The sequence below is a fragment of the Paraglaciecola chathamensis S18K6 genome, from assembly GCA_000314955.1.
GTDB lineage: Bacteria > Pseudomonadota > Gammaproteobacteria > Enterobacterales > Alteromonadaceae > Paraglaciecola > Paraglaciecola chathamensis.
The window spans coordinates 63939-89543 of the sequence record BAEM01000014.1; the positions used below are offsets into that span (position 1 = coordinate 63939).

Genomic DNA, 25605 nt, shown 5'->3' on the forward strand with positions numbered 1-25605 from the left:
TTATTGTTTCTCCAATACAGCGATATTTTTCTTCGAGATGATAGGACCTGTTTTATTTTGGAATTCATCGGCGAATTCCCGATCATCTTGGTCCGCAATGAAACTCAGCAAACAACTGCTGTAGTTTGAACGTGCTTTCGCTATGCGCGTTCCATCATCTTTTCTCAATAAAATGGTGTCACCCACAGAGAAATTACCGTTTACTTCGACAATTTCGTCACTGGTGAGCTGTTCACCCTCTGCCGCAAATGTGGTATCAAAATCGTTATCCACTACAACTTCGCCTTGCTCTGATGCGGTGTGAGTCATCCAATGCACGTCTTCCTGCATTGGTTTGGCATACGGTCTAAAGTGCGTGCCGGGGTTTTTACCTTCAAGCAAGGTATTAAAGGTCGTAGCTTTAAAACCATTAACAATGAACGTATCAATACCATGAGAAGTGGCTTTTTCAGCCGCCTCAATTTTGGTTTTCATGCCCCCTGTGCCTACCGCACTCGTTGCACCGCCGCCCATGGCAAAAATACGACTATCAATTGTTGTCACCTCGGGAAGCAATACCGCATCATCATGGGTATTCGGGTTTTTGTCGTATAAACCGTCAACGTCAGAGCAAATAATCAACGCATCTGCGTCTGCAGAAGCGGCCACCATAGCGGATAGATTATCGTTATCACCCACTTTTAAATCATCTGTGGTGACTGTGTCATTTTCATTGATAATCGGTAACACACCGTTATTTAACAACGAGAATGTCGTTTCGCGAATACTCACATAACGCTCGCGGTCACGTAAATCACCGTGAGTAAGTAAAATCTGTGCCGTAGGGAAGTCAAAAAGTCTGTCCCAAGTGGCCATCATTTCAGTTTGTCCTGCAGCGGCCATCGCTTTTTTCAAGGCGATATCAACCTTGTCGGTTTCTGGGAATAAATGTGAGCCTGCTGCAACAGAGCCTGAGGAGACAAGAACAACCTGAACACCGTTGGCTCTTAAGCGCACAATAAACTGCGCTATGCTAAGTAAGTAATGACTACTGCACCCTTTACGGTTAGGTGCGATTAGCGCGCTGCCTACTTTAATTACAACGCGTTTCCATTGTGAAAGATCCATTGAATGTTTCCTTAATTTGAATGTTGTTTAGCTAAAACCTGATTGGTTTCATCGAACATGGCGGCTGTGGCTTGACTTGGTTCTTCACCAAATTTACTAACAAGCCAGATAACACCCGCACTAACAATAAAGCCCGGAACAATTTCATACATCACACTAGAGAGTGCTTGTCCATCGGGTAGTAGCGGTGCATAAATCCAAACCAAAACGGTTACGGCACCAGAAATAATCCCTGCTACTGCTGCTTTGTGAGTTAAATTTGCTTTGTATAAGCAAAACAACACTAATGGTCCAAATGCGGCGCCAAATCCAGCCCACGCATTACTGACCAATGATAAAATACTATTGTTACTATCCAGTGATAATAACAACGCGACGATTGCTACACCTGCAACCCCGTACCGCCCCATTTTTACGGTTTGCTCGTCACTCACTTCATTTCCAGCTTTCAAGCGGTAAATATCTTCCGTGAGCGAGCTGGCTGACACCAACAATTGAGACGAAATGGTGCTCATAATGGCGGCTAAAATAGCGGCTAATAAGAAGCCACTGATTATCGGATTAAATAGCAGCTCAGAAAATATAATGAAGATGGTTTCTGGATCATCAACCGCTAAATTAAATTTATTCGCATAAGCCACACCCACTAGACCTGTTGATAGAGCGCCTATAATGGTCACTGTCATCCAGCTCATACCTATGTTTCGAGCCGTTTTAACAGCCGGCACCGAGCGGATAGCCATAAAACGCACAATAATATGCGGTTGTCCGAAGTAGCCTAATCCCCACGCCAAGCTAGATAACAACCCTAACCAGGTGATATCGCTCATTGTCTGCGAGAATGACGGAATAGATTGATAGGCAAACCCAAGCATTTCACTGCTATCTGTAAATTGCTGGTATGCCACAATGGGCACTAACGCCAGAGCAATAAACATAATGCAACCTTGGACAAAATCCGTCAGAGACACAGCCAAAAAGCCACCTAACAAGGTATAAGACACCACCACACCTAGCGTGATGAAAAGGCCAAGCTGATAATCTAATCCGAAAGCCGATTCAAAAAGCTTGCCACCCGCGACTAATCCAGCTGATGTGTATAGCGTGAAGAACATCACAATAATACCAGCTGAAATAATGCGAATACTGCTGGCTTTATTGTTAAAGCGTTTCGCAAAGAATTCAGGAATGGTTAAAGCGTCGTTCGCCACTTCTGTGTACACCCGCAGCTTAGGCGCTACCAAAATATAATTAGCCAACGCCCCGATAAGCAGACCGATAGCAATAAACATGCTATCAAAGCCACCAACGAACATAGCACCTGGTAACCCCATGAGCATCCAGCCGCTCATATCAGAAGCACCAGCAGAAAGCGCGGTAACCTGGGGGCTAACTTGACGGCCGCCCAAGATATATCCAGACATATCGCTAGTAGAACGGCGATAAGCGAACACGCCTATCCCCAGCATAGCGATAAAATATACTGCTAAAGAAATATAACTCATATTGTATTAATTAGTGGCTAGCGGAGGTTTGGCTTTTGGTGCGAGCGCGAGACTGGTTGTGAGTAGCGAGGACGAGTAAAGAAATGCAGGTCAAAAGCCAAAAACTCGTTTTATGAAAAATAGTGCTAATCAGTAAAGTGGCAGGTTTAGTAAGCGTATTGCCAATCGCTTTAAGCGTTTTCATTTTATCTCCGTAAATGAATGATAAGTTGTGCACTGATAATTACAGGTCAATTAATTAGTACACGAAGTATTATGCTCAATTACTGTCCAAAGATCAAATCTAAATCTGGATCTAAAGGGGGTAAAAGCTAGCCCGAGTCTGAAAAAACAGTATAAATAGAGTAAGTTAGATCGCCGCCAGCACAGATGACTTCAACGCTAGAGCGTTATTTGCCATTTACACTTTTTAATGCGAGAAAAAGTGCTTTAGGTTGCATTCAAGCTAAAATTTGCTAGGGTTCGCGATTAACGTCAGAGCAGGTAGCAGCAATGAAAAAATACGATGAGTTACTAGTGTCACTAAGACGCGTAATACGGGCCATAGACCTCTATTCAAAAAAACTCAGTAAAGAGTCTGGTTTGACTAGTCCTCAGTTGATCGTAATGCAAGAAATTTACAATAACGATGATGTTATGGTGAAAGACATTGCCAGCCATATCAACTTAAGCTCGGCGACTGTAACCAGCATTCTTGATCGCTTGGAGGCCCGTGGTTACGTGGTCAGAGAGCGCTCACAAATAGATAAACGCAAAGTCGGCGTTCGTTTAACAGAATCTGGCGCTAGTGCTTTTAATAATGCACCCACCTTGCTGCAAGAACATTTTATTAACCGCTTTGAGTCATTAGACGAATGGGAACAAACCCAGCTTGTTTCCACCATGCAACGCATCGCAAAAATGATGGACGCCGAAGCGCTAGATGCCGCGCCTTTATTGCAAGTCGGCCAAATTCACACCTTAAATGCAGCCGGTGAAACCACCGCAAAGCCTTCAAGTAGCGCAGATACAGCAAAACCGTAACTGAGCCTCACTGAATCAGCACCCGTTATTAGCTAGGCTGGTTAGAACCAACAGGCGTGGATATTAACCAAACGCCGATAATAGCATGTGTGGACAATAGCCGAACGAGCTTAATTAAGCTCGTCGTCTTTCCAATACTTGGTACCTTTTACTGTCGCTTGTAGCGCCAAGCCACTTTCAGTCAATTGATAAATGGTGATGTTATCGACGGTCACCTCGCCTCCTTTCGCAGCGCCTTTGTCACCCGCTTTAGCCGCAGCATCAGCTTGAGCACCAAACGCCCAGCCTTTCTCAACAAATCGCGACATTACGGCTTCGTTGTGAAACACGAACACAACCCGAAAGTCTTTAATTCCTGCTCCGAGCCCTAGGCCTACCTCAGCCATCTTCATATAGGTTTGTTGGCCTGTTTGGTTGTCGGTTACAACACCATATCCACCGCCAAAACTCGCCAGAATAAGATTAACGTTGGCATTATCAAACACGGCATACCCAGGCGCACTATTGATTTGCGATCGCACACTGGGTTTCAAGGCAAATAATTCTGTGAGTACTTTGTCGTTCATTGTTTGTACTGCCTGACGCTTTTGAGTGACAGTTGCATCGGTAGTGGTAGAACACCCCCCTAACGATATAAGAGAAAGCGTGGCAAAAAGACCAAATAACACTGATTTGTACTGCATGAGTCATCCTTAGGAAGCTATTTCACATTTCGTGGCAACACATAGCAAGTACCAAACCACAAACAGCAAACAACTGATAAATATAAGAAAAATTACGCTTACTCTGGCTATTTAACAATAGGTTCCCCTTGCTTGAGAAGAAAGTCAGCTAAATCGGTAACTTTGTCGCAACGACTAGGTATATTTTTCCCACGTAAACCCTGTCAGACTGAGAAAATTAAAATTTAAGCATATAAAACAGTTAGTTATGAATGGAACGGATTTTGTATATTTGCACATATCCTATTGCGTAAAGACAAAATTATTCAATAACAATAACGGTCTTTACGACAATTTTGCTTGAAGCGCTGGTATTACGTGACGCTCTCGCAGTTATATAAAGAGGAATAACAGTTTGCTAACTCATCACCTTTTGAAAAAGTTCATTTCAGGGAGTTTACTCAGCGCGTCATTATTCCTGAGCGCATGTAGTACACACTCGCCGCAACAAGCGCCCGAACAGGCCGAGATTTCTAATAAAGCTGGCAGCGAACTGGTCGTCAATAGTTCACATGGAGAGCAAACCATTGAGCCTACCGTGGTCAGTTATCCAGCACAGAACAATGCACAGGGAGTCAGTAACAGTGAGAATATCGCATTCGACGATCCTTTAGAGTTCATCAATCGCCCTATTTTCGCCTTTAACGACAAATTGTTTGAGTACGTATTAATTCCAGCTGCAAAAGGCTACACGAATGTGGTTCCCGATCCTGTACGAACCAGTGTTGGTCATTTCTTTGGCAATATTCGCGAGCCCCTTAACGCCCTTAATCAGTTGTTTCAAGGGGAAGTAAGTGACAGCGGAAAAAGCATTGGTCGCTTCCTTATCAACTCTACCGTCGGGCTACTAGGCTTTTTCGACCCAGCAACGGCTTGGTTTGAGATAGACGAGAACGTGTCCACAATCAACGACACCTTAGTGAAATATGATGTGGGTTATGGCAGTTATCTCGTGCTCCCAATATTGGGACAATCGGATCTGCGCAATGGCTTTTCCACCATCACAGAATCCGTATTTCATCCCATTCAATATGCTGCCGAAAGTCCAGAGACTTTATATATTCAATCATATGGTGGTTTTCATGCCTTTGCGCCCGAAGCCCCGACCTATGAAGAACTACGTAAAGAAACAGATGATCCTTATGTGTTTTTCCGAAATTTGTACATGCAAAGTATGCTGCGTGACCAGCAATACCCAGCAGAAAACCAAGAGCCGCAAAATGTTGAGCCAAGCACGAATGACAACAATGCTACTAGCACACCGTCAGAGTTAGCAGACGATGCCCCCGCATCGTCACAGGAGTAAACACTGAATGAGTAGATTTTTAGCTGACTTTATAATTCGACATGCAAAGCTAATATTATTGGCTTTTGCCATTTTAGGTGGTTTGGCGGCTTGGTCTGCACAGCAATTTAAAATTGATGCATCGGCAGACACCTTACTTATTAAAAACAATAAGTTATTCGTTGAAACCCAAGTAGTGAATGAACGGTTCTCCCCGCAAGAATTTATTTTGGTAGCGTACAAGCCGAAAAACCATGCGCTATTCAGTCAACGAACCTTCAATGATATTCAGCAGATTTCAAGTGAGCTAACAGCGCTTCCCAGAGTAGGCGAAGTGACCAATATACTAAATGTTCCCCTGTTGACGCTGACGGATGAATTAGACCCTAACCTTGAGCCAGACCAACTGACATGGCAGGCAAATCGCTATTCTGCTGAAAAAATGCGTGAGGTTTTTACAGACCATCCTCTGTTCACTGATTTATTAGTCAATCAAGACCAAACCGCCACGGCGATGCAGATTGTCTTTAAACCCAATAAAGAACTGCTTGATATCCAAAGCCAAATAATCGCGATTCAAAAAAAGATCCTTGATAATGAAGATGGCGAACTGAGTGAGCAAGACGAACAGAAAATAGAGGCCTTAAAGACCAAAGCGCAGCCCATAGAAGAAAAGCTGAAAGAAACCCGTCAGCAAGAAATTAAGCAAATTTACCAGATCATCAAGCCCTATAAAGACGATTCAGATTTATATTTGGGTGGCGCGTATGTGCTCGGCCAACAGATGATCGACATTATTCAAAGCGACTTAACCATTTTTGGTAGCGCCATTGGCTTAGCGATTTGTGTGATCCTGTTCTTATTATTCAGAAAGATTCGCTGGGTGATTCTGCCTCTTTTATGCTGTGGCTTGAGCGTTATATTAACCGTAGGTTTGTTTGGCTTACTGGATTTGAGAGCGACGGTCATTTCATCAAACTTTATCGCCCTGCAACTCATACTGACCTTAGCGGTGGTGGTGCACCTTATTGTAGAGTTTAGGCAAAGGGAAGAAGCCGATGACGAGGCGAGCCAGCAAGCATTACTGCGCCAAACGTTTATCAACAAGTTCAAACCTTGCTTATATGCAGGTATTACTACCAGTGTGGGTTTTGCCTCTCTCATATTTAGTGGCATTCAACCAGTAGTGAGTTTTGGCTGGATGATGATAGTTGCCATGGGTGTCTCTATCTGTGTCAGTTTGCTGTTATTTCCCGCTGTGCTTGCCTCATTTAAGCGTAAAGGCGATAGTCACGAGAGTCGCTTTAGTCAATATATTGTGTCGGCGATAAGCGGATTTACTCTTAAGTTTCCTACCTTTATTGTACTGACCACATTGGTTGTTGGTGGCGGAGCGATATTTGGGATCTTGAAACTGGATGTAGAAAACAGTTTTCTAAACTACTTTAAAGAGTCTACTCAGGTACGTACGGAATTAGAGTTTATCGATCAGGAATTTGGTGGCTCTACTCCGTTAGATTTAATTTATACGATCCCTGAGGACGAGCGTCGTGATGACTTAGTCATGGGCGCTAAAACCATTCAAACACTGCAAAAAATTCAACATGTTATGCGCCAGTATGACGCAACAGGTAATATTACCTCTGTGGTCAATTTCACCGAGTTAGCCAAAAAAATTAATCAAGGCAAACCGCTTACAGAATACGAATTGACTGTTATTTATAAATTGCTTGATGAGTCTTTAACGGATCAGCTGCTTGGTGCTTACTTTAACCCAGAAAATAATCAGTTGCGCATTAGCACTCGTATTCAAGACAGTACGGAAAACTTTAATCGAGCAGAATTTTTAGAGACCTTTCGTAGCGATTTAGACATGCTTGATATTTCACCTGACAGCTACAGCCTGACTAATCTCTTTGTTCTTTATCAAGATATTTTACAACGCTTATTCGCCTCACAGATAATGACGCTAGGCTTAGTCTTTTGTGCTCTTTTTGTTGTTTTGTTGGTGATATTCCGCTCGATAAAAGTGGCCTTGATTGCCGTCTTACCGAACATACTGACCACGCTGGTGATCTTAGGTGTGATGGGCTGGTTGAGCATTCCGCTGGACTTAATGACCATCACCATTTCCGCTATTGCAATGGGTATCGCGGTCGATGACACCATACACTTCGTTCATCGCTACTTAGAAGAGTTGAACGGGCGTAATTCGCACAACGATGCAGACAATCAAGCGGCCATTGATAAAACCTTTAAATCGGTAGGTTATGCACTGATTTACACCACAACAATTATCGCCATTGGTTTTTCATTGTTGAGCTTTTCCGACTTCGTACCCAGCATTCTGTTTGGCTTACTCACCAGTTTAGCAATGCTACTGGCGTTTATAACCGACACGACTTTGCTGCCCGTGTTGTTGAAGAAGTTTGTGAAGCGTAAAAGCACGTCACCGGCGTCATAAGATAAAAGAATGCACACGAAACAGTGTGCATAGCTAAGTACGATCAAAAGTGTCGCAATCTTTCACAAGCTTGTGCACAAAAAAACAACAGCAAAAGATATTAACCATAAAAATCATATAGTTAAACATTTGCATAGAAATTGCTTTAAGCATTATATATACAAGCTGCTGACAAGCAGTGTGAAAAAAATTGCTGAATTAGCCTCATGGCAATCGCCCTACTAACTAGGTCGAAGTAAGTACGCTAATTCTCTACCCCTTTCGTTGGGGCCGTGCGTTAAACCACACTTGATACTGCTACTATCTGTGGCCCCAACGGATTCAATTTAACACCGAAGTATGCACCCGCATTAGTAAGTGACGACAGGGAATGCGTCCAGCTAAGGGGCGGGTGAGCAGTAATACCAATCCGCATTAATAAGTGACCGTCTCAGAATGCGTCCAGCGGTTTTTGATTAAGGCGTCGCTATAAAGTATTGGTTATTCCCTTTCAAATACCGAGAGCGCAGCACAAAGCCCGCAGGGCATGTAATACCCAGTCCGTTTAAATTTTTGCTCAGTGGGTAATTCTTTATTGGAATTGTTATAAACACGAAAGAAGCCCTACAAACACAGGCCGTGCAAGGAACTTAGTTCCCTGGGAATGAACGATTTACCACTGGGAAGACAGCGTTAGTACGCGCTGTTTTAGCCTTTAACTAAATCAGTTAAGACCTGTTTGTTGATGGGTTTTAAGATAAATTTTGAAATATCAGCGTCGGCCATTTCGGCGCTATCGGGCTCTTCGCCGCTTAACAGCACCATCTCAAGCTGTGGTGCGTTCTTACGTAACTCTTTCGCTAGCTTTAGGCCATTAGCATCCGGTAAGTTTAAATCCATCAGCACTTTACTCCAATCATTGCGCTGACTAAACACGGCTAAACACTCTTTTCCTGAATGAGCAATATGTACATCTACACCTAAGTTTTCGAGTAACAAGGCTGTGATATCCGCAGCATCGGCGTCATCTTCTACCAACAAGATATGCTGTTCACTGGGTTCAGTCGTGCTGCTTAGCTCAATTTGATTATCATCTGGTGATAGCCGTTTTTCTGCTGTACCGGGCTGTAGGTAAGTTCCTAGTACGACCATTAACGACTCAGGGTTTATCGGCTTTTCAATCACATTAGTGAAGCCTTGATAAATTAACTGATCACGCACGCCTTTCATTGTGGCGGCTGTCATGGCCACTATCGGAGTATCAATACCATTACTCCTAACGTGTTTAATGGCTTCTGAGCCATCCATAACGGGCATATGAATATCAATTAAAACCAAATCATAGGGTGCGCTTTCATTGCGAGCGTCGTTAATCTTATCAATTGCCTCCAAGCCATTTTTGCCGTACTCCACATGCAAGCCCATTCCTGAAAGCATGTGGCCCACTAGCATCCTGATATCATTCACATCGTCAACCACAAGCACTTTGCCCTGGTAACTTTGGTTATTTACTTCTTTGGCCATTAACGGTTTGCTATCGAATTTCAACACTTCATAAGGCACTTGGCTAACATCGCCTGTTTCAATATATGCAGTAAAACAGCTGCCCTTGCCAAATTCAGAGGTTAAGCTTACTTCACCGCCCATTTTTGACACTAGCTCGTTGCAAATCGCTAACCCTAAGCCGCTACCACCTTGATTCCTTGAGACTACATCCGCGACTTGTTCAAACGGCTTAAAAATACAACCAATCTGATTTTTGGGAATACCAATGCCGGTATCAGCAACGGTGAAGTACAAGTAATCCGTTTCGTTGCGTTTTTCGCTCCACAAACTAACATTTACACTGCCTTTTTCAGTAAACTTGATAGCGTTACTAATGAGGTTGATAAGCACCTGACGAAAGCGTGTCGCATCAGTGGTGATTTTTAGCGGCAATGGCGTGGCTGAACTCACTGTAAGTGTTAGCCCTTTATCCGTAGCGGGGATCGTCATCAGCGCGTACACGTCAGCTATCATGGCGTCGAGGTTGACCTCACTGAGGTTCAACTCAAGCTTATCCGCAGCAATTTTGGATAAATCCAACATGTTATTCAGCAAGCTCAATAAATGCTTGCTGTTATTTAATACAATGGATAATTCAGACTGGGCTGACTGGCCTACTTTTGAGTCCATCAGTAGTTCGGTATAACCAAGAATCGACGTTAGCGGAGTGCGTAATTCGTGACTAAGGTGGGCTAAAAATCTATCTTTAGAACGGTTTTCAGCCTCGGCTTTAAGCCGGTCGACCCGTTCTTTTTCAATTTCACGTCGCGCCAGCGCATAGCGTATGGCTCGGGCAAAACGACTGCTGCTGAGCTCACTTTTTATTATGTAATCAACCGCTCCTGCGTCCAAAGCAGCCATGTCTACTTCTTCATCCGCTTGGCCGGTCAGCATAATAATCGGTGAGGTAAACCCTGCTTCTATGCCGAGTTTCAACACAGTTAAACCGTTCTCAGCCCCCAGTTGGTAATCTAACAAGCAAATGTCGTGACGGTTTTCGGCCATCTTAGCTAACGCATCTTGTTGGTTTGTCACCCAATCAATTTCAAACGCCAAAGTGCTGAATTGCTCAATATAATCACGAGCAAGAATGTAATCATCTTCATCGTCTTCGACTAGCAATAAGCGTGAAACTAATGGGGACATGGGCTGCGTTGCCTTAGTTGTTGCTAGTAGGTAGCTCTACAAACTCAACCCAGTACTTACCCAAGGCGCTCATCAAAGCGACAAGCCCTTCAAAGGTAACCGGTTTGGTAATATACGAGGCCGCTCCTAAATCGTAGCCTTTTACCATGTCTTCTTCTTGCGCTGACGTGGTTAAAATGACGATGGGAATACTACGCAACTCTGGGTCGAGCTTAATTTGCTCGAGCGCTTCACGTCCGTCCATACGCGGCATGTTTAAATCCAGCAAAATCAACCCTGGTCGCGGGGCCGCATCAGGCTCACTGTATTTACCGTCTTTACGTAGGTATTCTAACAGCTCTACGCCGTCCTCAACGCAGTGTAGCTCATTTAATACACGACTCTCACGCAATGCATCTTGAGCTAACAGGCGATCATCTTCATCATCGTCAGCCATTAAGATTACGATTGGTTTTGCTTTTGAATACGGCATTTTACTCTCCCATGTATTTGTTGACGACAGCATCAATTGGCAAGCTAACGGTAAACTGAGCACCCTCATTTGGGGCACTTAGAGCGGAAATAGTTCCTCCGTGTCGCTCAACAATTCGGCGGCACACGGCTAAACCTATGCCTGTGCCCTTGTACGCCGTTCGTCCGTGCAAGCGCTGAAACGGCGAAAATATCTTATCAGCATAAGTTTGCTCGAAACCAATGCCGTTGTCTTTTATGGTAATGATGCAACTGGGCACATCAATGTGCTGAAGCTCATCGTGCAGTGTTTTATCTTCCACCGTAATAGTAATCTTGGGTGGTACATCCGCCTTGCGAAACTTTAAACCATTAGACAACACATTTAAAAACAGCTGATACATTTGACTAGGATCAGCGCAGACTTTCGGTAAAGGTTCAATATCAATTTGTGCCCCACTTTCGCTGATGGCAATTTCTAAATCACCTAACACTTCGTCTAAAACGCTGTCTAACTCTACCTCAACAAAGTCTTTTCCTCGAGTAGTAATCCTAGAAAATTCAAGTAAATCATTGATTAAGGTCGACATGCGAAATGCAGCTGAAGTCATACGTTTGATATAGTCGACGCCACGCTCATCTAGCTTGTCTTTATATATAGTGGTGAGTCTGTCGCTGAATGCTTGGATCTTACGCAGGGGTTCTTGAAGGTCATGCGAAGCAACAAAAGCGAAATCTTCTAGCTCACGGTTACTGCGGGAAAGCTCTTCAGAATAGACGGTTAATTCTTGGGTACGCAAGGTCACTTTCTCTTGCAACAATTCGTTCTGTTCTTCTAAATCGTCCTGATAGCGGTTGCTAATGGTCAAGTTGATACGCGCCATTAAAAACATACCTATCACCAGTAAACCACTGGTGATCGCTGAAATGCCGAAATTGACTTTGGCATCTTTTTGGATCTGCTTCAGTTGGGCGTAGAGTTCTTGACGATGGCGGTATTCGTTATCGATTAAGTGCTGCATTGATTTACGAATTTCACGATAAAGATCGCGCCCACGGTTGGTCATAATTTGACGTAATGCCGTCTTTTCTCGCTCATCAAGGGCTAAGTCAACCGTACTGGTAAGCTCGTTTATCTTCGCATCCACCAGCACTAACATCTCTGCAATACGCTCCGTTTGTCCTGCAACATCAGAATCGATGTCTTTCACCAAAGCGATTTTTTCGTCGAGGTTTTGTAGTTCTGCATGATAGGGATTCAAGTACTCCTCGTACTCCGTTAGCAGGTAGCCACGTTGGCCTGATTCAGCAACCACCACAGACAAGTGAAGGCTTTCAAGACGGACAATTATATTGCTTGTTTTATCTAGGCTGTTCTGCACCGAGGAAAGCTGATTCACCGTATTCAAAGCGATAGACAGATTAATGCCTATGATACCCACAACGATTATCGAGATGATGATCCATGTTGCCGTTGTGTTGCCAAACAAGCGTTTTACTTGCATTTTTATCCCTTAAACATCATTTTTGAATGGGTAATTTGCCTTGCACTAATTTGACTTACAATCATTTAGCCAACAGTAAGCACTTATCCGTCGTTGTTTGTACGCGAATGCTCAGACAACTTTTGCAATGCTGCACTACTGTCTTGGCAGGCAATAAGGATTTTGTCTAAAGCGGCTATCGCCTTTTCCTTAGGCATGTCATTCTCCAACACAAGTTTCACCATCTCAGCCTGCATTGAGATACGATTCAGCGGGTTGCGCACGTCATGTATCAAGGTATTTGTGGTAACGGGCGGCGTCTCTTGTGTTGGTTGCATGATTTACCCTTGAGCTTGGTTTTCCCAAGCATTTAAACGGTTATATAAGGTCTTAGTACTGATCCCCAGCATTTCGGCAGCGAGCGTTTTATTACCTTCTACCTTTTCTAAAGTGACGCGAATCAATTCTTTTTCAACATCATCGATAGTTTGCCCAGCAGTAACCTGGTTAGTCGATGTTTGATTTTTAGCGAACGGCGATTCAAAGTTTTTCGGCAAAGTCACTTCCGTACCAGTTGGATCACTCATTATGAAAGCACGATGAATAGCGTGACGCAATTCACGAATGTTTCCCGGCCACGCGTAAGACTTCAACTGATCAAGCTGAGCATTTTTCCATTCGAAATTAGTATCATTTTCAGCGTTCAACTGCTCGATAAAGGCAGTCGCCAGCAATGGGATATCAGCTAAGCGCTCACGAAGTGGCGGTATCGTGATAGGGAAAACAGCTAAACGGAAATAGATATCCTCACGCAGCACCTTGCTTTGTGCAATATCGTCAACGGTACGGTTGGTAGCTGATATCACTCGGCAATCAACGGGTATGTCTTTTACAGCCCCCACTCTGGTAACACGTTTGCTTTCAAGCACACGTAACAAGTTAGGCTGCATTTCTAACGGCATTTCGGTTATTTCATCAAGAAATAAGGTACCTTGTTGAGCTTGCTCAAACACACCAATTTTGCGCCCTACCGCCCCGGTAAACGAACCCTTTTCATGGCCAAATAACTCACTACCAATCAGTTCACGTGACAGCGCACCACAGTTGGTCGCCACCATAGGGCCTTCAGTATTACTGGCGGTATGTATGGCATGGGCCACAACTTCTTTACCGACACCACTTTCACCCATTAACATGACATTGGCGTTGGTTTTACCCACTCGCTCGATCATTTCGTAAAGTTCTTGCATCGGCGCTGATTCGCCGACTAAACAACCAAAATGTTTGGTAATAGCAGACGATTTAGCCTTCTTGGTGGCCTTGGTTTTACCAGATAACACCAATTCGAGATCTTCACGCTGCAAGGGTTTTACCAAGTAATTCACATTAGGGCCGCACATCCCAGAAATAATGCTTTTGACCGATGGGTGACCAGTAATCAAGGTAACAAATGGCACTTTATCTTGCGTGTTTAACTTGTCTATTAAATGCAACGCGCTACCATCAGGTAACATAAAGTCGAGCAATATGTGATCGAAGCGTTGAAACTCGATACAGTTGTAAGCTTCTTCTAAACAGTTGGCAATTTCGACGTCATGACCTAAAAACTCGATAATATTACTTGCTACGTCGGTAAATTCCTTATCATCATCGACTAATAGTATTTGAGACACGCTGATTCCTTCTTTTTGAGTACTGATAATCCAAATTTTTTGCTTTAGTTATTATGTCGGCCCTGAGGCCATATTAAATCGCTAATGGATTACCCGTTACTGTAGAGTAAACTGATTGCTTACCCTCATATGTGATTAGACAGTATTTATCTGTTTCTACTATATCACAGCCATACTTTGAGCATGGGAGAGATCACAAGCCAACTCAGGTTAAATATACAATTGGGTACTTTTGTTCAATTGACTACTTAAGCAAACGTCAGACCAAAAGAGCACAACTTGGCAAATTACTTGTTTTACGCGTTACTTGTTGATTTGGATCGCCGCACTTTTAGCTCATTTTCAGCTCACATTTAGTAAAGCTCGAGGTCACAACACTTAATTCTGGCCTGTTAACTTAGGCCAGAATAACCACAACCATATGATTTAATGCTACTTTTTGTAAATCAGTAATGCTGTTCGTAATTTACTTTTACCAAACGCCGACATACTAAAAAAATCTTCTCGAGCGATGGGAATATGCTGACAATCCATCGGTTGTGGGTGTAAATCGTCTGGATCTGGGTCGTGAAGATACAAACAATCTTTATCTATGTGTGTAACTGTTACCCAGTGCGGTATTTTTTTCCCATCAAGCTGATAAGTACTAATTAAGCTAATCACCGCCGCGCCGTTCTCTAAGCCGCTCTGTAAGGCTTTAAGGTCAGGATCGGTGTAAATGATATTTATTCCACTGGCTTGTGCTTGTTGTAAAAATTGCCGATCCACTGCCTGCATGATGTGTTTTTTGTGCTCACTGCGCACACCGTCTATAAACAATGGCGCTTTTGTATTCACATAAGCTGTTACCTCAAAGCCCAAATGATGAGCGGCCAAAGCTAATCCGATGGGATGGCAGCCTCCGTGTCCTGAGGTCATAAAAATGGTGGTCGCTTGCCGCCAAATATCCAACTCCAAAGATTGTGACATGTCCAGCTCGCCCTTTAGATTCGCCATGGCCATCATTAAAGATGAAGGCCCACAGGTAAACTCAGTGGTCTGCTGATACCAAGGATATTCAGGCAGCGTTTGCAACGACAAACTCTGGCGAATCGGCTTTTGCATGCGCAGGGCATCAATCGAGCCTTGATAGTAATTGGCGTATGTACCAAAGGTGCGATAACCCAAACTCTCGTATAATTTAATGGCTCCCGTGTTGTTCGTCGCCACTTCAAGACGCATAAACAGTTTGTCTTGCTCTAGGGTTTTCTGCTCAAGAGCCAGTAGCAGTTTTTTACCCACTCCCATTCCTTGGGCAGTACTGCTTACTGCAATAGAGTATAAGCGCGCCAAACGTGTGCCTTTGCGCATAATGACCAAGCCATAACCCAGCACGTTTTCGCCTTCGGTCGCGACCATAAAAACGCGGTGGCTATTTGTGGCTTTTAACCAGTGCATAAAGCGGCGCTGGCTTAATCGGTCAGATTCAAAACTGGCGTTCTCTAGGGCCACCAACTGCGTGATGTCATCCACGTGGGCGTTGCGCACGCTCACGCTTTTCACACTGCTAAGCTGTGCAGTATTCATAGAAGTAGCATCACTCAATGCTGGCTGTTCTTGCTGTAATTTGTGCCCAAGGGACATCTTATTTGCCTCGTAACTCAAGACGGTTAGCGAACTCTTGCATCACCAACATATACAACTCTTTACCCAAATAGAGATCTTCAACTTTTGACTCTAAGCTTGGGTTGTCGTTGACTTCAATCACATACACCTGGTTGTTCACTTGTTTGATATCCACACCGTATAACCCTTTGCCCACTATGGCACTGGCTTTTATCGCTGCATCAAGCACGGGTTTAGGCACTTCAAAGGTCGGCAAGGTCTCAAAATCACCAGAGAAGTGCTTCTTCGAGCTATGGTTGTAAATTTGCCAATGGTTGCGCGCCATAAAGTAACGACAAGCGTAAATAGCACGGCCATTTAATACGCCTATGCGCCAATCAAAGTCTGTGTACACAAATTCTTGCACCAACACCAAAGCGGACTGGCGTAACATTTCTACTAGCTTGAGCTTAAGCTCCACTAGGTTGTCTACTTTACATACCCCGATCGAAAACGAGCTCTCAGGTAACTTCAGTACCATAGGATAATCGAATTCTGCTTCCAGCAGTTCACAGGTCTGATCGCTAGCGTTCGACACAAAGCGGCTCTTTGGCGAGGGCACCTTGTTGTAGCTAAAAGCGTCATGCAAAAATACCTTATTACAACAGCGTAAAATCGAGGTTGCGTCGTCAATCACCTCCAAACCTTCCTGCTCACCTTTACGGGCAAGTTGATAAGTGTGGTGGTTTATCGCAGTCGTTTCACGAATAAACAAGGCATCGAATTGACTGATCATTGGCCCTTGTTTGGCCGTGATCACCTCAGCACTAATACCTACTTGCTCTGCTGCTTTTACAAAGTTCTGAATCGCTTTGCTATCACTAGGCGCGGTCTTTTCTTCTGGGTTCACCAAAATCGCCATGTCCCAACGAAAACGTTTCTTTTGACTGCGACTACGCCAATACTTTTGCGTAAAGTGTTCTAAGCGCTCTGCGAACAAAGGCCACAGGCTAGAGTCGATTTCGCGAATACCTAACGCCTTTGGCTGCACACTTAAGCCTTTATCATCACGACTAAAGGTTAATCGCAGAATAGGCGCAGGGAAGCGCTCAAACACGTGTTTGGCGATACGTTTATGACGCTCATTTTGCGACCAGCCAAAAAACAGCAAAATCTCTTCCGGTACGTCATCATCAATATGCGCGTACAAATCCGTGCTCATGTATTTAGGCACTGGGGTCAACACTTGGCTTTGATCGGTTAATGATTCGCTCAAGTCATTGATGGTATTCACACTTGGCAACACCTTGTGTTGGCGAGCTTCGGCTAAAAGTGAGCAGTAGTAACCCTGACTCAAATATTTATCTGTGTCACAAAGGTTAATAATACGAGTTTTGGGCTCGCCTACTTTAGGGTAGTCGGCAAGGTATTGAGCAAAGTCAATAACGGTGGCATCTAAAACAGGGAAGCCTTCGGCGTTATCAACCACAATAATCGTTTTAAACATGTTTACAGCGCTCCAAATAGCAATTTGACTTGTATTTAGGACACGCCATCTAGAACAGGAGGTCAGTAAACAAGCCAAGCAAAATCAATTAGGTAATTAACAGCTCATGCTTGCCACATCTGTAGGATGGTCTGGGCAATGATAATGGTGCGGAATATAGGCGTTATGTAAATTTAATCAACACTTTTTTGCAAAAAATCAGCAATTATTTTCAGCAAAAAAAGAGCGCCTAAAAAGGCGCTCAACACTTCAAAATAAAACTTTATTAATCAGATAGTTAGGCATCAACCTTACGTAGGTTTAAATCTTGAAAATCGTAACTAAAATCAATGTCTGCATGCACAGGGATAAGTTCAATATGACTGATTGCTTTATTCTTGTCACGATGCAGTTTGATATACACGTCTGCCTCTAAACTTCTGTCGTCCCAACGCACTAAAAAACGGTCAGCTTGTTCATCAGCATACACCCCGCCCACCAGCTTTATAACTCGAGTCGATCTGAGCTGTATGCGCCCGTTGTTTTCCTCAATATAAAAATCACCAAGCCAATTATCGCGATACAGGCCCAAAGCGGTTTTAAGCGAACGGTTTGTTACGGGAACAGCTTGTACCGAGGTAGTTGAAACAAGGTTAATTGGTGCATCGTTAGTGCTTGCTTTACTCTGCGCCGTTTTGCTGTTGACCGGCGATGTAGTAGGTGCAAATACATTAAGCCAATCTGTTTCCGCATCGCCTAAATAGGGTTTCATTAAGGTATACATAATTGCGCTGCGCGCCGCGCTTGATTGCTGGTTGGTCAGCACTACTATGCCTAAATCAAGTTCTGGGAAAAACGTCACATACGAATACATGCCTGCAAGGCTGCCACTGTGATGAACACGCAACTTGCCATCGACGTCATTTAAGCGCCAGCCTAAACCGTAAGCACTAAAATGACTGTTGTTGTAGCGCTTGTCAGTGCCAGATACCGGCATAATCGTTTTGGCTGACCACATTTCTTGGTGCTGTTTGCTTGAAAAAAGCGGCTTTGTGTTTGCTGTGTTCCCCTTATTTAACTGCACTTGGGCCCAAGTCAACATGTCTTCTAAACTGCATTGAATACCGCCGGCGGCACCTGACACATTGGGTTTACTGGTGTCGACATCACGCTCTATCGTCGCCAGCTTGCCGTTTACCATGCCGTGAGGGGTAGCTGCTAAAGATCGCTCTTTTTGTGGTATGTGGCCTGCGTAACAATGCTGCATACCTAAAGGGGCAAAAATACGCTTTTCAACAAATTGCTCCCAGGGTTGCCCGCTTGCTGCGGCAACGACTTCGCCAGCCACAATGTATAGCAAGTTATCGTAAGCGTAATCTGCGCGAAACTGCCCTGTGGGCTTTAAGTAACGCAGGTTATGTACTACTTCAGCACGGCTAAAACTCGAAGGCTCAGGCCAAAGCATTAAATCCCCGGCACCTAGGCCTAGCCCGCTTCTGTGCGTCAGTAAGTCCGTAATGGTAAAATGGGCGCTTATCCATGGGTCGTGCAACTGAAAATCTGGTAAATGCTTAACAACTGGGTCGTCCCAGCTTAGCTTTCCTTCGTCGACTAAGATGGCCAAAGTCGCAGCCGTAAAGGCTTTAGTGTTCGAAGCAATCTTAAAAAGGCTTTGACTGCTAAGCGGCTCGTTAGTACGTATGTCTTTTACGCCATAACTTTTTTCAAGCACTATGCGCCCATCTTTAATCACGCCTACAGCAACACCCGGAATATTTAAGCTATCCATGATGTTATGTATTTGCCTGTCTACCTTTACCTCGCTCAGCAACGTATCTTGAGACTTGTCGTGACTGACTGATTTCACTTGTGCTCCTGACGTTGTCGCCCACATAGTCGCCCACACAATCAAACACAAACATAAGACTGAGATAACTGAATTGTTCTTGTTACGGTCGCTTAACGTCATAGTGTTGTTTGCCTTAAAATTTGCCTTCAAAAGTAACCTTAGGATCAGGGTGACTCTGGTTTATTTCCCGTTAAGCACGGCCTCGTACACCAAGCTAATAACACTACCGTACTTACCGGTTTCAAACGTTTTACCTGCGAACTCCACATGGCCGCTGTCATCTTCTTGTACTTTTGAATGCCGTGCATTGCTCAGTAAAAATATCGCTAAGTCGTATTTGGGATCAATCACCGAAACTGTGCCTGTCCATCCTGTATGCCCATAGGCTTGCGCGCTAGCGTAAGGGCCAAAATGCCACTTGCTTTGCCCATGCCCTGCTCGGCGCCAGCCCAAACCATAGCTGTCGTCCCGTTCTTCTGGTTTGATAAATTGCTGTAATGCTGCTTCATCAAATATTTGGGTTTGCCCGTAGCCTCCGCCGTTTAAAAGTAACTGCCCCAACACGGCTAGGTCGTCCACCGTAGAAAACAAGCCAGCATGGCCTGCCACACCGCCAAGGGAATAAAAGGCTTTTTCATCATGCACTTCGCCTTGCAACACATATTCACGCATATTATCGAAGCTAACGCGCCCACCGCGGCTATTGCCTTGAATTTCAGTGGCTGCAAATTCTGCTTTCGCTCGACCTTTTAACAATGGGTTAAACAAGGTGTTGGTTAATCCCAAGGGTTGATAAATTTGATGTTCCACGTAGGCATCTAGCCCCATGCCAGTTAATCGCTCAACCAACATACCTAGCAACATATAATCGGTATCGCTGTACACAGCCTTAACATTGCGCCCCATGGCAAAGGGTACGCGATTGAGCAATAGCTGGTCCGTTCGCTGTGGGTTTTGCGAATATAGGCTCTTGCTTACGCCGTTGTCAGGCGTGAAAAAACGCACTTGTGGGGCGTAGCCAGCGGTATGCGTAAGCAAATCTCGCACTAAGCGAGTATCACGGCCACCACCTTGGTAATCGGGCATGTATTGCTCAATTGGCGCATTCACGTCCAGTTTCCCTTCGCTAACCAACTTCATCAAAGCCAAGTTGGTAGCAAACATCTTTGTGTTCGAAGCGATATCAAATAAGGTATCGGTGCGCATTTTTTGGGGGCTGGGGAGTAATTCGCCACCATCAGCATATTTACGGGCGTCACCGTATGCACTGCGTTTAATAATTTCGCCGTTTTGCATCACCAACAATACCGCACCTGGAAACCCGTTTTTGACGTCTTGCTCTATTAAGTCATCGACTTGTTTGAATCGGTTTTGATAGGACGCGCTATTATCAACCAAGACGGGGGATGGGATCGTTACCTTTAACTCGCTACCTTGTGGCAGAATATTATCCACTCGCAAAGTATTCATTCCGTCTCGCGTGCGACGTTTTAGGCTGTACTCGTAGCTTTCATCCGGGGCGAAAGGCTGAGTTATATTGAGTTTTTGGCCGTTCACATAAATATCTGCTTTCGCTGCGCCTTGGCTGGTTAGTTGAATTTGACCGCGCCCTTGGTAGGCTTTAAAACGTTTACGATCGTTAACTAGCTGCCGAGTGCTGCGTTGTTGCATAGGAAAAACCTCGTCCACTTGCCCATGCTTTACCACTTTAATATCTTTTGTCTGAGGAACTTGCTCTTCTATATAGCGAGCCATCAAGGTTTTGGCTTTTTTATTAAAGTATTTATCCAGTAAAGCAAAAATGGCCGCGGCAGTTTTGCTGTCTGCTTTACCTGTTACTTGCCAAGGTAAAAAATGCATCTGAAACGCACTGATCGCATTTCTTGTTTGCTCGTCTCGTATGCCCGTTTCAAGCACGTTATAGCCATAGGCTCGCAATGCACTTTGTACTAGCCCAATGTTCGGTTGGTATTGATTAAAGCGCTGCCAGTACTGTTCAAATGTGTCATTGTCATACCATGCGCCAATTCCTGCTTGGTACAATTCGAACCAGGGAAACCGCGGACCCGGGTCATTTTTGCGTGCCGGGGCAATATCCGCGTGCCCTACAACGCGCGTGGGTGATATATCGGGGTTGCGCGCAAGTATGTCTTTGCTTAGGGCAATTAACAATTCGATTTGTTTAGGGTCGTAGTCAGGAAATACACATAAGCGATTTTCGCCATGCTCTGACGTTGTCTTCGCTTCACTATCAAAATGGCACTCAGGCACATTGACTATTTCAATGCCGATTGAAGAATCGTTTAGTTCGCTGCGCCCTTGCCACACACTATTACCCGCATGCCAAGCGCGTTTGTCTTCATCCACTAGCTTAAGGATTTCCAGCGAATCATTAGGATAACTAGGATCATTCGATTCAGGGATAAGGTAGTGGGCACTCAATCCACCCTCGTCGACCAACGCGTGAACCGATTTCTGATAGTCGATAGCTGTGAAATGCATAACTAAAAATTTGACTCGATGGCCAAAGTTTTTTGAAGGCATATCGCTAATCGGCATAGTCGCGCAGCTGACGATACCTACCGTTAATATGCTTATCAAGACAGAACGCTGCCAACTGGCTATAAGTTTTTTCATGATACTGAGGATATCCCGTTAGCTTTTTATCTGCCAGATCACTTTTTATTCTTAGCAGATCACAGTTTAGAATAATTAATTACTGTTATAATAAATAATCTGAATAATAATTCCATAACTTAATGTTCAGTTTTACCACATGAGACAGCAGAGCAATATATATCAGCTTCGCGTTATGTTGCGTGCGAGTTTGCGTTGTATTTTATTCAATCAACAGACTGTCTTTTATACAGCAACTGCTAAATAGGGTAATAAAAAATACCCTTATACATTCGTCTAACACGCATTCTTACCCGTTTTTAAGTCAATCACGAATTTTTCACATATACGTAACAGATAAATTATTACTAAAAAACTGACAATAAAGAACATATTATTCTTGACGATACTGAATATTGTTTGTTAAATGTTCAGACAACAATAATAAAAAATGACTTTATGAAGGCTTATGAGTCGTCGTCCTCAAATAAAAAAGCACAAGCAACAAATAGGTGAACACATGGCTACACAATCTAGGAATTTCATACAACAACGGATATACAGTGCCATGCAAGGTGCATGGAACAATCGCGCAACCACGCTTTCAGCGGTACTGCTTGCCAGCTCTTTGGCAGGCGCGCCCGCTGCTCTAGCGCAACAAGCTGGCGGCATAAAAGGTAAGGTTGAAACTCAAGCGGCTGACATCGCAGTAAGTGATGTAACGGTTACTGCGTCAAGTAACGTGATGCCCAAACCTAGAACAGTAAAAACAAAAGCGGATGGCAGCTATGTTCTACCTGCATTGAAACCAGGCAGATATACGCTAACGTTTACTTCTTCTGACGGTACGGTGCGCCAAACCCAAGTCGATGTATTGCTAGACCAAACATCTAACGTTGATGTAGCGTTTGAAGCTGCACCTGTTGATAGCACCGAAGTCATTCAAATTGTTGGCTCTCGTATCAGCCGCGAAGGGGATTCTTCGTTGACCAATTCCCTAGGCGAAGATGTCATTTCTCGCGTACCTACTGGACAAGATTACCGCTCTTTATTAGCTATCATTCCGGGAGTTCAATACTCAGAAAATGCCACTCTTGGCCCATCAGCTGGTGGTTCGGGTCGTGATAACAAATACGGTTTTGATGGGGTAGACGTTTCGCTACCCATGTACGGAAACCTTGCATCTGAGCCTTCAACGCAAGATGTTGCCTATGTATCAATTGATCGCGGGGGTGCAAAAGCAATTGGTTTTAACCGTGCAGGCGGTTTATCCATTAACACCTTATCAAAGTCTGGCACAAACGAATTTCACGCCAGTGTAGAGTACCGTATCGAACCTGCGAGCTTGTCAGCAGACCGAGATACAACAGAAAGCACAACGTCGACTTTTGAAGAAGACAAAACCTGGATGAGCGCCAATGTCAGCGGCGCCCTGATTGAAGATGAATTGTATTTTTATGGTTCTTACTTTGGCCCGGAAATCACCCGCGACAATAAAGAAACGGCTTATGGCCCAACAAAAGAATACGAAAGTGACCGTGATGAATATTTCGGTAAATTAACCTGGGCCCCTACCGAAGACCTGTTATTCAACGTTAGCTACAGAACGTCTGATAAAGAGGTTGTAGGCGACTCTGTTGATTCGAAAGCGGCTGATTCGACGTCTGAAGGTAGTTCAGTATCACAAGATATATTCACCATCGATGGGTCATATATTATCGATGATTACACCACGTTAACCTTCCAGTACAGTGACTTTAAAAACGAAAACTCGAGTCGCCCTGACACAATTTATTCAAGTGTCACTCCCACTATTGGCGGCTCTCTTGATCTAAATAACTTGGATCAACAAGGCCTATTCTTTGTGCCGACTATCAGAACTGATGAAGGTTTTGATGCACAGACAGCACAAGTATTGATCGATACGTATGGCTACCTTGATGATGCAGGTGTAATAACCGGTGGCGGCAATATTGGTGGCGCATCTCTGATTAACAACCAAGACTTCTCACGTCAGAGTTTTGAAGTTGCTCTTGACCATGAAATGGAATTAGGCAACACCGTGCACAATATTCATATTGGTGGGCAGTGGAAAGAAAGCGAAGAGGTGCTGACTCGCCTGTCAAACGGTTGGGGCGCAATCAGCTATAACGGCGGTTTAGGCGTAGATACCAACTTTGAAACGGATGAGGCTATCTATTACAGCGCCACCGTTTACTCAAATAGCTTAAATGGCGAAGAGAACCTAAACCCACTGACTTCAACATCTGAAGTTATCAACATTGAAGTGAACGATACAATTGAGCATGGCGACTTTACCTATAACGTGGGCTTCTTGTTCAGTAATGACACTTTATACGGCCAAGGGTTAAGAGAAAACTCAGCCAACGCTTCTGGTTACGAAGTCGCGCCAGGCAACAAATACAAAATGTATGAGCTTGACTTTATGGACATGATCCAGCCACGTCTAGGTATTACTTGGGCGTACAACGGTCGCGATACTGTGTTTGCTAACTTCGCTAGTTATAACCCTGATACCACGTCTTTGGCGCGTGCTGCATCTTGGGATCGTAACAACCAATCAACTCAAGTAGTTTACTTTGATGCCGACGGTGCATTCATTGGCAACACTGAAGCAAACGGTTCATCAGGTAAATTATTCCAAGATGACATGGATGCTCGTCGTACTGACGAAATCACCATAGGTATGACGAAGTACATATCAAATGAATTCTTTGTACGCACTCACTTACGTCAGCGTAAGGCTTTCCACGCATGGGAAGATCAACCTAATAACGCCCGCACTTACGGTGATTACGGCCCGTTTGGAGGCGTACCTGAAAACTTGCGCGACAAAGGCTTATTTATCCCCGATTTAGCTGAGCAATATGCCAGCATGGGATTAAGTGCCAGTGATGGTAGTTATGTTATTGCCGAATTAGATGGCGCTGAAAATACGTATTACGAGTGGAGTATTGAAGGTGACTATACCGGCGACAACTACTACTTGAACGTGTCTTACGTATGGAGTCATTACTACGGTAACTATGACCAAGACATTACAAGTACAGCCTCTGACGGCAACTTGTTTGTTGGCTCGTCTAACTTAGGTGACGGCCCCGGCCGCATGTTGTGGGATGGTAAATCAGGTACCCTGAATGGCGACCGTCCTCATGTGCTCAAAGCCCTAGGTTATTACACCACTGATTGGAATGCCGACATTGGTTTCAACTTTGTCTTCCAGTCTGGTGATGTATGGGAAGCGTGGGATGGCGGAGCTTACGGTTACTCAAGCTCAACTATTCGTTACTCTGAACCCGCTGGTAGCCGCCGTGAATCAAGCCATTGGCAGTTAGACTTAAACTATGCACAAGCATTCAACCTAACGGAAGATCTAGAGTTGCAGTTTAAAGCTGACGTATTCAACGTGTTTGACCGTCAAACCGGTTACAACTATCAACCTATCGTGTCTAGCGCCACCTTTGGTGAAGCACGAAACTTGATAAACCCACGCCGTGTGCAACTTTCGGTTAGTTTAAATTACTAATCCAGCTTGACGACTATCCTTAGCGAATACAGGTAGTTGTTTGTTTATCCCCGCTTATGGCGGGGATTTTTTTATCTATTTTAATTTTTGTCACGCGCTATCTTATTGCATCAACGCATGGTGTTATTGCACAGAGCGTA

The 25605-nt window shown here is 44.2% G+C and carries 17 protein-coding genes; 4 read left to right on the forward strand and 13 right to left on the reverse strand.

Annotated elements, in window-relative coordinates; translation table 11 throughout:
* Genes proB through GCHA_RS22995 form a run of 3 tightly spaced genes read right to left on the reverse strand, consistent with a single transcriptional unit; the run spans nt 1 to nt 2796 of the window.
* Nucleotides 1-1107 carry a glutamate 5-kinase gene (gene proB / locus GCHA_RS04745; RefSeq protein WP_007985639.1) on the reverse strand — a complete coding sequence of 369 codons (1107 nt, stop codon included), beginning with the start codon at nt 1105-1107 and terminating at the stop codon, nt 1-3.
* Between the two features lie 11 nt (nt 1108-1118).
* On the reverse strand, nt 1119-2612 hold the full coding sequence (putP, locus tag GCHA_RS04750; RefSeq protein ID WP_007985641.1) for a sodium/proline symporter PutP: 1494 nt from the start codon (nt 2610-2612) through the stop codon (nt 1119-1121).
* Nucleotides 2613-2622: 10 nt separating this feature from the next.
* Nucleotides 2623-2796, reverse strand: coding sequence for a hypothetical protein (locus GCHA_RS22995; RefSeq protein ID WP_007985643.1), 174 nt, complete (start codon nt 2794-2796; stop codon nt 2623-2625).
* A gap of 308 nt (nt 2797-3104) precedes the next feature.
* Here GCHA_RS22995 and GCHA_RS04755 point away from each other — a divergent pair, with 308 nt between their 5' ends.
* The gene (locus GCHA_RS04755) at nt 3105-3635 is read left to right on the forward strand and encodes a MarR family winged helix-turn-helix transcriptional regulator (protein ID WP_008305374.1); all 531 of its coding nucleotides are present in this window, start codon (nt 3105-3107) and stop codon (nt 3633-3635) included.
* 110 nt (nt 3636-3745) lie between these two features.
* Here the strand turns inward: GCHA_RS04755 and GCHA_RS04760 are convergent, their stop codons facing one another.
* Nucleotides 3746-4318, reverse strand: coding sequence for a lipid-binding SYLF domain-containing protein (locus tag GCHA_RS04760; protein ID WP_007985647.1), 573 nt, complete (start codon nt 4316-4318; stop codon nt 3746-3748).
* Nucleotides 4319-4712: 394 nt separating this feature from the next.
* On the opposite strand from GCHA_RS04760, the gene GCHA_RS04765 reads away from it, so the two are divergent.
* Complete coding sequence (locus GCHA_RS04765; protein ID WP_007985649.1) at nt 4713-5663, forward strand: MlaA family lipoprotein; 951 nt, start codon at nt 4713-4715, stop codon at nt 5661-5663.
* A 7-nt stretch (nt 5664-5670) separates the two neighbouring features.
* A complete protein-coding gene (locus tag GCHA_RS04770) occupies nt 5671-8106 on the forward strand; it encodes an efflux RND transporter permease subunit (RefSeq protein WP_007985650.1) in 2436 nt (811 codons plus the stop codon).
* Between the two features lie 687 nt (nt 8107-8793).
* On the opposite strand, the gene GCHA_RS04775 is transcribed toward GCHA_RS04770, so the two are convergent.
* The 9 genes from GCHA_RS04775 to pbp4b form a co-directional block, all read right to left on the reverse strand.
* A complete protein-coding gene (locus GCHA_RS04775; RefSeq protein ID WP_007985652.1) occupies nt 8794-10776 on the reverse strand; it encodes an ATP-binding response regulator in 1983 nt (660 codons plus the stop codon).
* A gap of 13 nt (nt 10777-10789) precedes the next feature.
* A complete protein-coding gene (locus GCHA_RS04780; RefSeq protein ID WP_007985653.1) occupies nt 10790-11248 on the reverse strand; it encodes a response regulator in 459 nt (152 codons plus the stop codon).
* 1 nt (nt 11249) lies between these two features.
* On the reverse strand, nt 11250-12731 hold the full coding sequence (locus tag GCHA_RS04785) for a sensor histidine kinase (protein ID WP_007985654.1): 1482 nt from the start codon (nt 12729-12731) through the stop codon (nt 11250-11252).
* An 83-nt stretch (nt 12732-12814) separates the two neighbouring features.
* The gene (locus GCHA_RS04790; RefSeq protein ID WP_013754935.1) at nt 12815-13048 is read right to left on the reverse strand and encodes a hypothetical protein; all 234 of its coding nucleotides are present in this window, start codon (nt 13046-13048) and stop codon (nt 12815-12817) included.
* A gap of 3 nt (nt 13049-13051) precedes the next feature.
* Nucleotides 13052-14383, reverse strand: a complete 1332-nt coding sequence (locus GCHA_RS04795) for a sigma-54-dependent transcriptional regulator (protein ID WP_007985656.1) — start codon at nt 14381-14383, stop codon at nt 13052-13054.
* A gap of 432 nt (nt 14384-14815) precedes the next feature.
* Complete coding sequence (locus GCHA_RS04800; protein WP_007985658.1) at nt 14816-16006, reverse strand: GNAT family N-acetyltransferase/peptidase C39 family protein; 1191 nt, start codon at nt 16004-16006, stop codon at nt 14816-14818.
* 1 nt (nt 16007) lies between these two features.
* The gene (locus tag GCHA_RS04805; protein ID WP_007985660.1) at nt 16008-17474 is read right to left on the reverse strand and encodes a RimK family ATP-grasp domain-containing protein; all 1467 of its coding nucleotides are present in this window, start codon (nt 17472-17474) and stop codon (nt 16008-16010) included.
* A 277-nt stretch (nt 17475-17751) separates the two neighbouring features.
* Nucleotides 17752-19422, reverse strand: coding sequence for a serine hydrolase (locus GCHA_RS04810; protein WP_007985662.1), 1671 nt, complete (start codon nt 19420-19422; stop codon nt 17752-17754).
* Nucleotides 19423-19482: 60 nt separating this feature from the next.
* A complete protein-coding gene (gene pbp4b / locus GCHA_RS04815; protein ID WP_007985664.1) occupies nt 19483-21939 on the reverse strand; it encodes a penicillin binding protein PBP4B in 2457 nt (818 codons plus the stop codon).
* 499 nt (nt 21940-22438) lie between these two features.
* On the opposite strand from pbp4b, the gene GCHA_RS04820 reads away from it, so the two are divergent.
* The gene (locus tag GCHA_RS04820; protein WP_039992097.1) at nt 22439-25465 is read left to right on the forward strand and encodes a TonB-dependent receptor; all 3027 of its coding nucleotides are present in this window, start codon (nt 22439-22441) and stop codon (nt 25463-25465) included.
* The last annotated feature ends 140 nt before the right edge of the window (nt 25466-25605 follow it).

What these genes read in the sequence shown, in the direction of transcription:
- proB (WP_007985639.1), bottom strand. Translation starts at nt 1,107, where the DNA reads ATGGATCTTTCACAATGGAAACGCGTTGTAATTAAAGTAGGCAGCGCG.
- GCHA_RS04760 (WP_007985647.1), bottom strand. Translation starts at nt 4,318, where the DNA reads ATGCAGTACAAATCAGTGTTATTTGGTCTTTTTGCCACGCTTTCTCTT.
- GCHA_RS04790 (WP_013754935.1), bottom strand. Translation starts at nt 13,048, where the DNA reads ATGCAACCAACACAAGAGACGCCGCCCGTTACCACAAATACCTTGATA.
- GCHA_RS04785 (WP_007985654.1), bottom strand. Translation starts at nt 12,731, where the DNA reads ATGCAAGTAAAACGCTTGTTTGGCAACACAACGGCAACATGGATCATC.
- GCHA_RS04770 (WP_007985650.1), top strand. Translation starts at nt 5,671, where the DNA reads ATGAGTAGATTTTTAGCTGACTTTATAATTCGACATGCAAAGCTAATA.
- GCHA_RS04755 (WP_008305374.1), top strand. Translation starts at nt 3,105, where the DNA reads ATGAAAAAATACGATGAGTTACTAGTGTCACTAAGACGCGTAATACGG.
- GCHA_RS04780 (WP_007985653.1), bottom strand. Translation starts at nt 11,248, where the DNA reads ATGCCGTATTCAAAAGCAAAACCAATCGTAATCTTAATGGCTGACGAT.
- GCHA_RS04800 (WP_007985658.1), bottom strand. Translation starts at nt 16,006, where the DNA reads ATGTCCCTTGGGCACAAATTACAGCAAGAACAGCCAGCATTGAGTGAT.
- GCHA_RS04805 (WP_007985660.1), bottom strand. Translation starts at nt 17,474, where the DNA reads ATGTTTAAAACGATTATTGTGGTTGATAACGCCGAAGGCTTCCCTGTT.
- GCHA_RS04775 (WP_007985652.1), bottom strand. Translation starts at nt 10,776, where the DNA reads ATGTCCCCATTAGTTTCACGCTTATTGCTAGTCGAAGACGATGAAGAT.
- GCHA_RS22995 (WP_007985643.1), bottom strand. Translation starts at nt 2,796, where the DNA reads ATGAAAACGCTTAAAGCGATTGGCAATACGCTTACTAAACCTGCCACT.
- GCHA_RS04810 (WP_007985662.1), bottom strand. Translation starts at nt 19,422, where the DNA reads ATGACGTTAAGCGACCGTAACAAGAACAATTCAGTTATCTCAGTCTTA.
- pbp4b (WP_007985664.1), bottom strand. Translation starts at nt 21,939, where the DNA reads ATGAAAAAACTTATAGCCAGTTGGCAGCGTTCTGTCTTGATAAGCATA.
- GCHA_RS04820 (WP_039992097.1), top strand. Translation starts at nt 22,439, where the DNA reads ATGGCTACACAATCTAGGAATTTCATACAACAACGGATATACAGTGCC.
- putP (WP_007985641.1), bottom strand. Translation starts at nt 2,612, where the DNA reads ATGAGTTATATTTCTTTAGCAGTATATTTTATCGCTATGCTGGGGATA.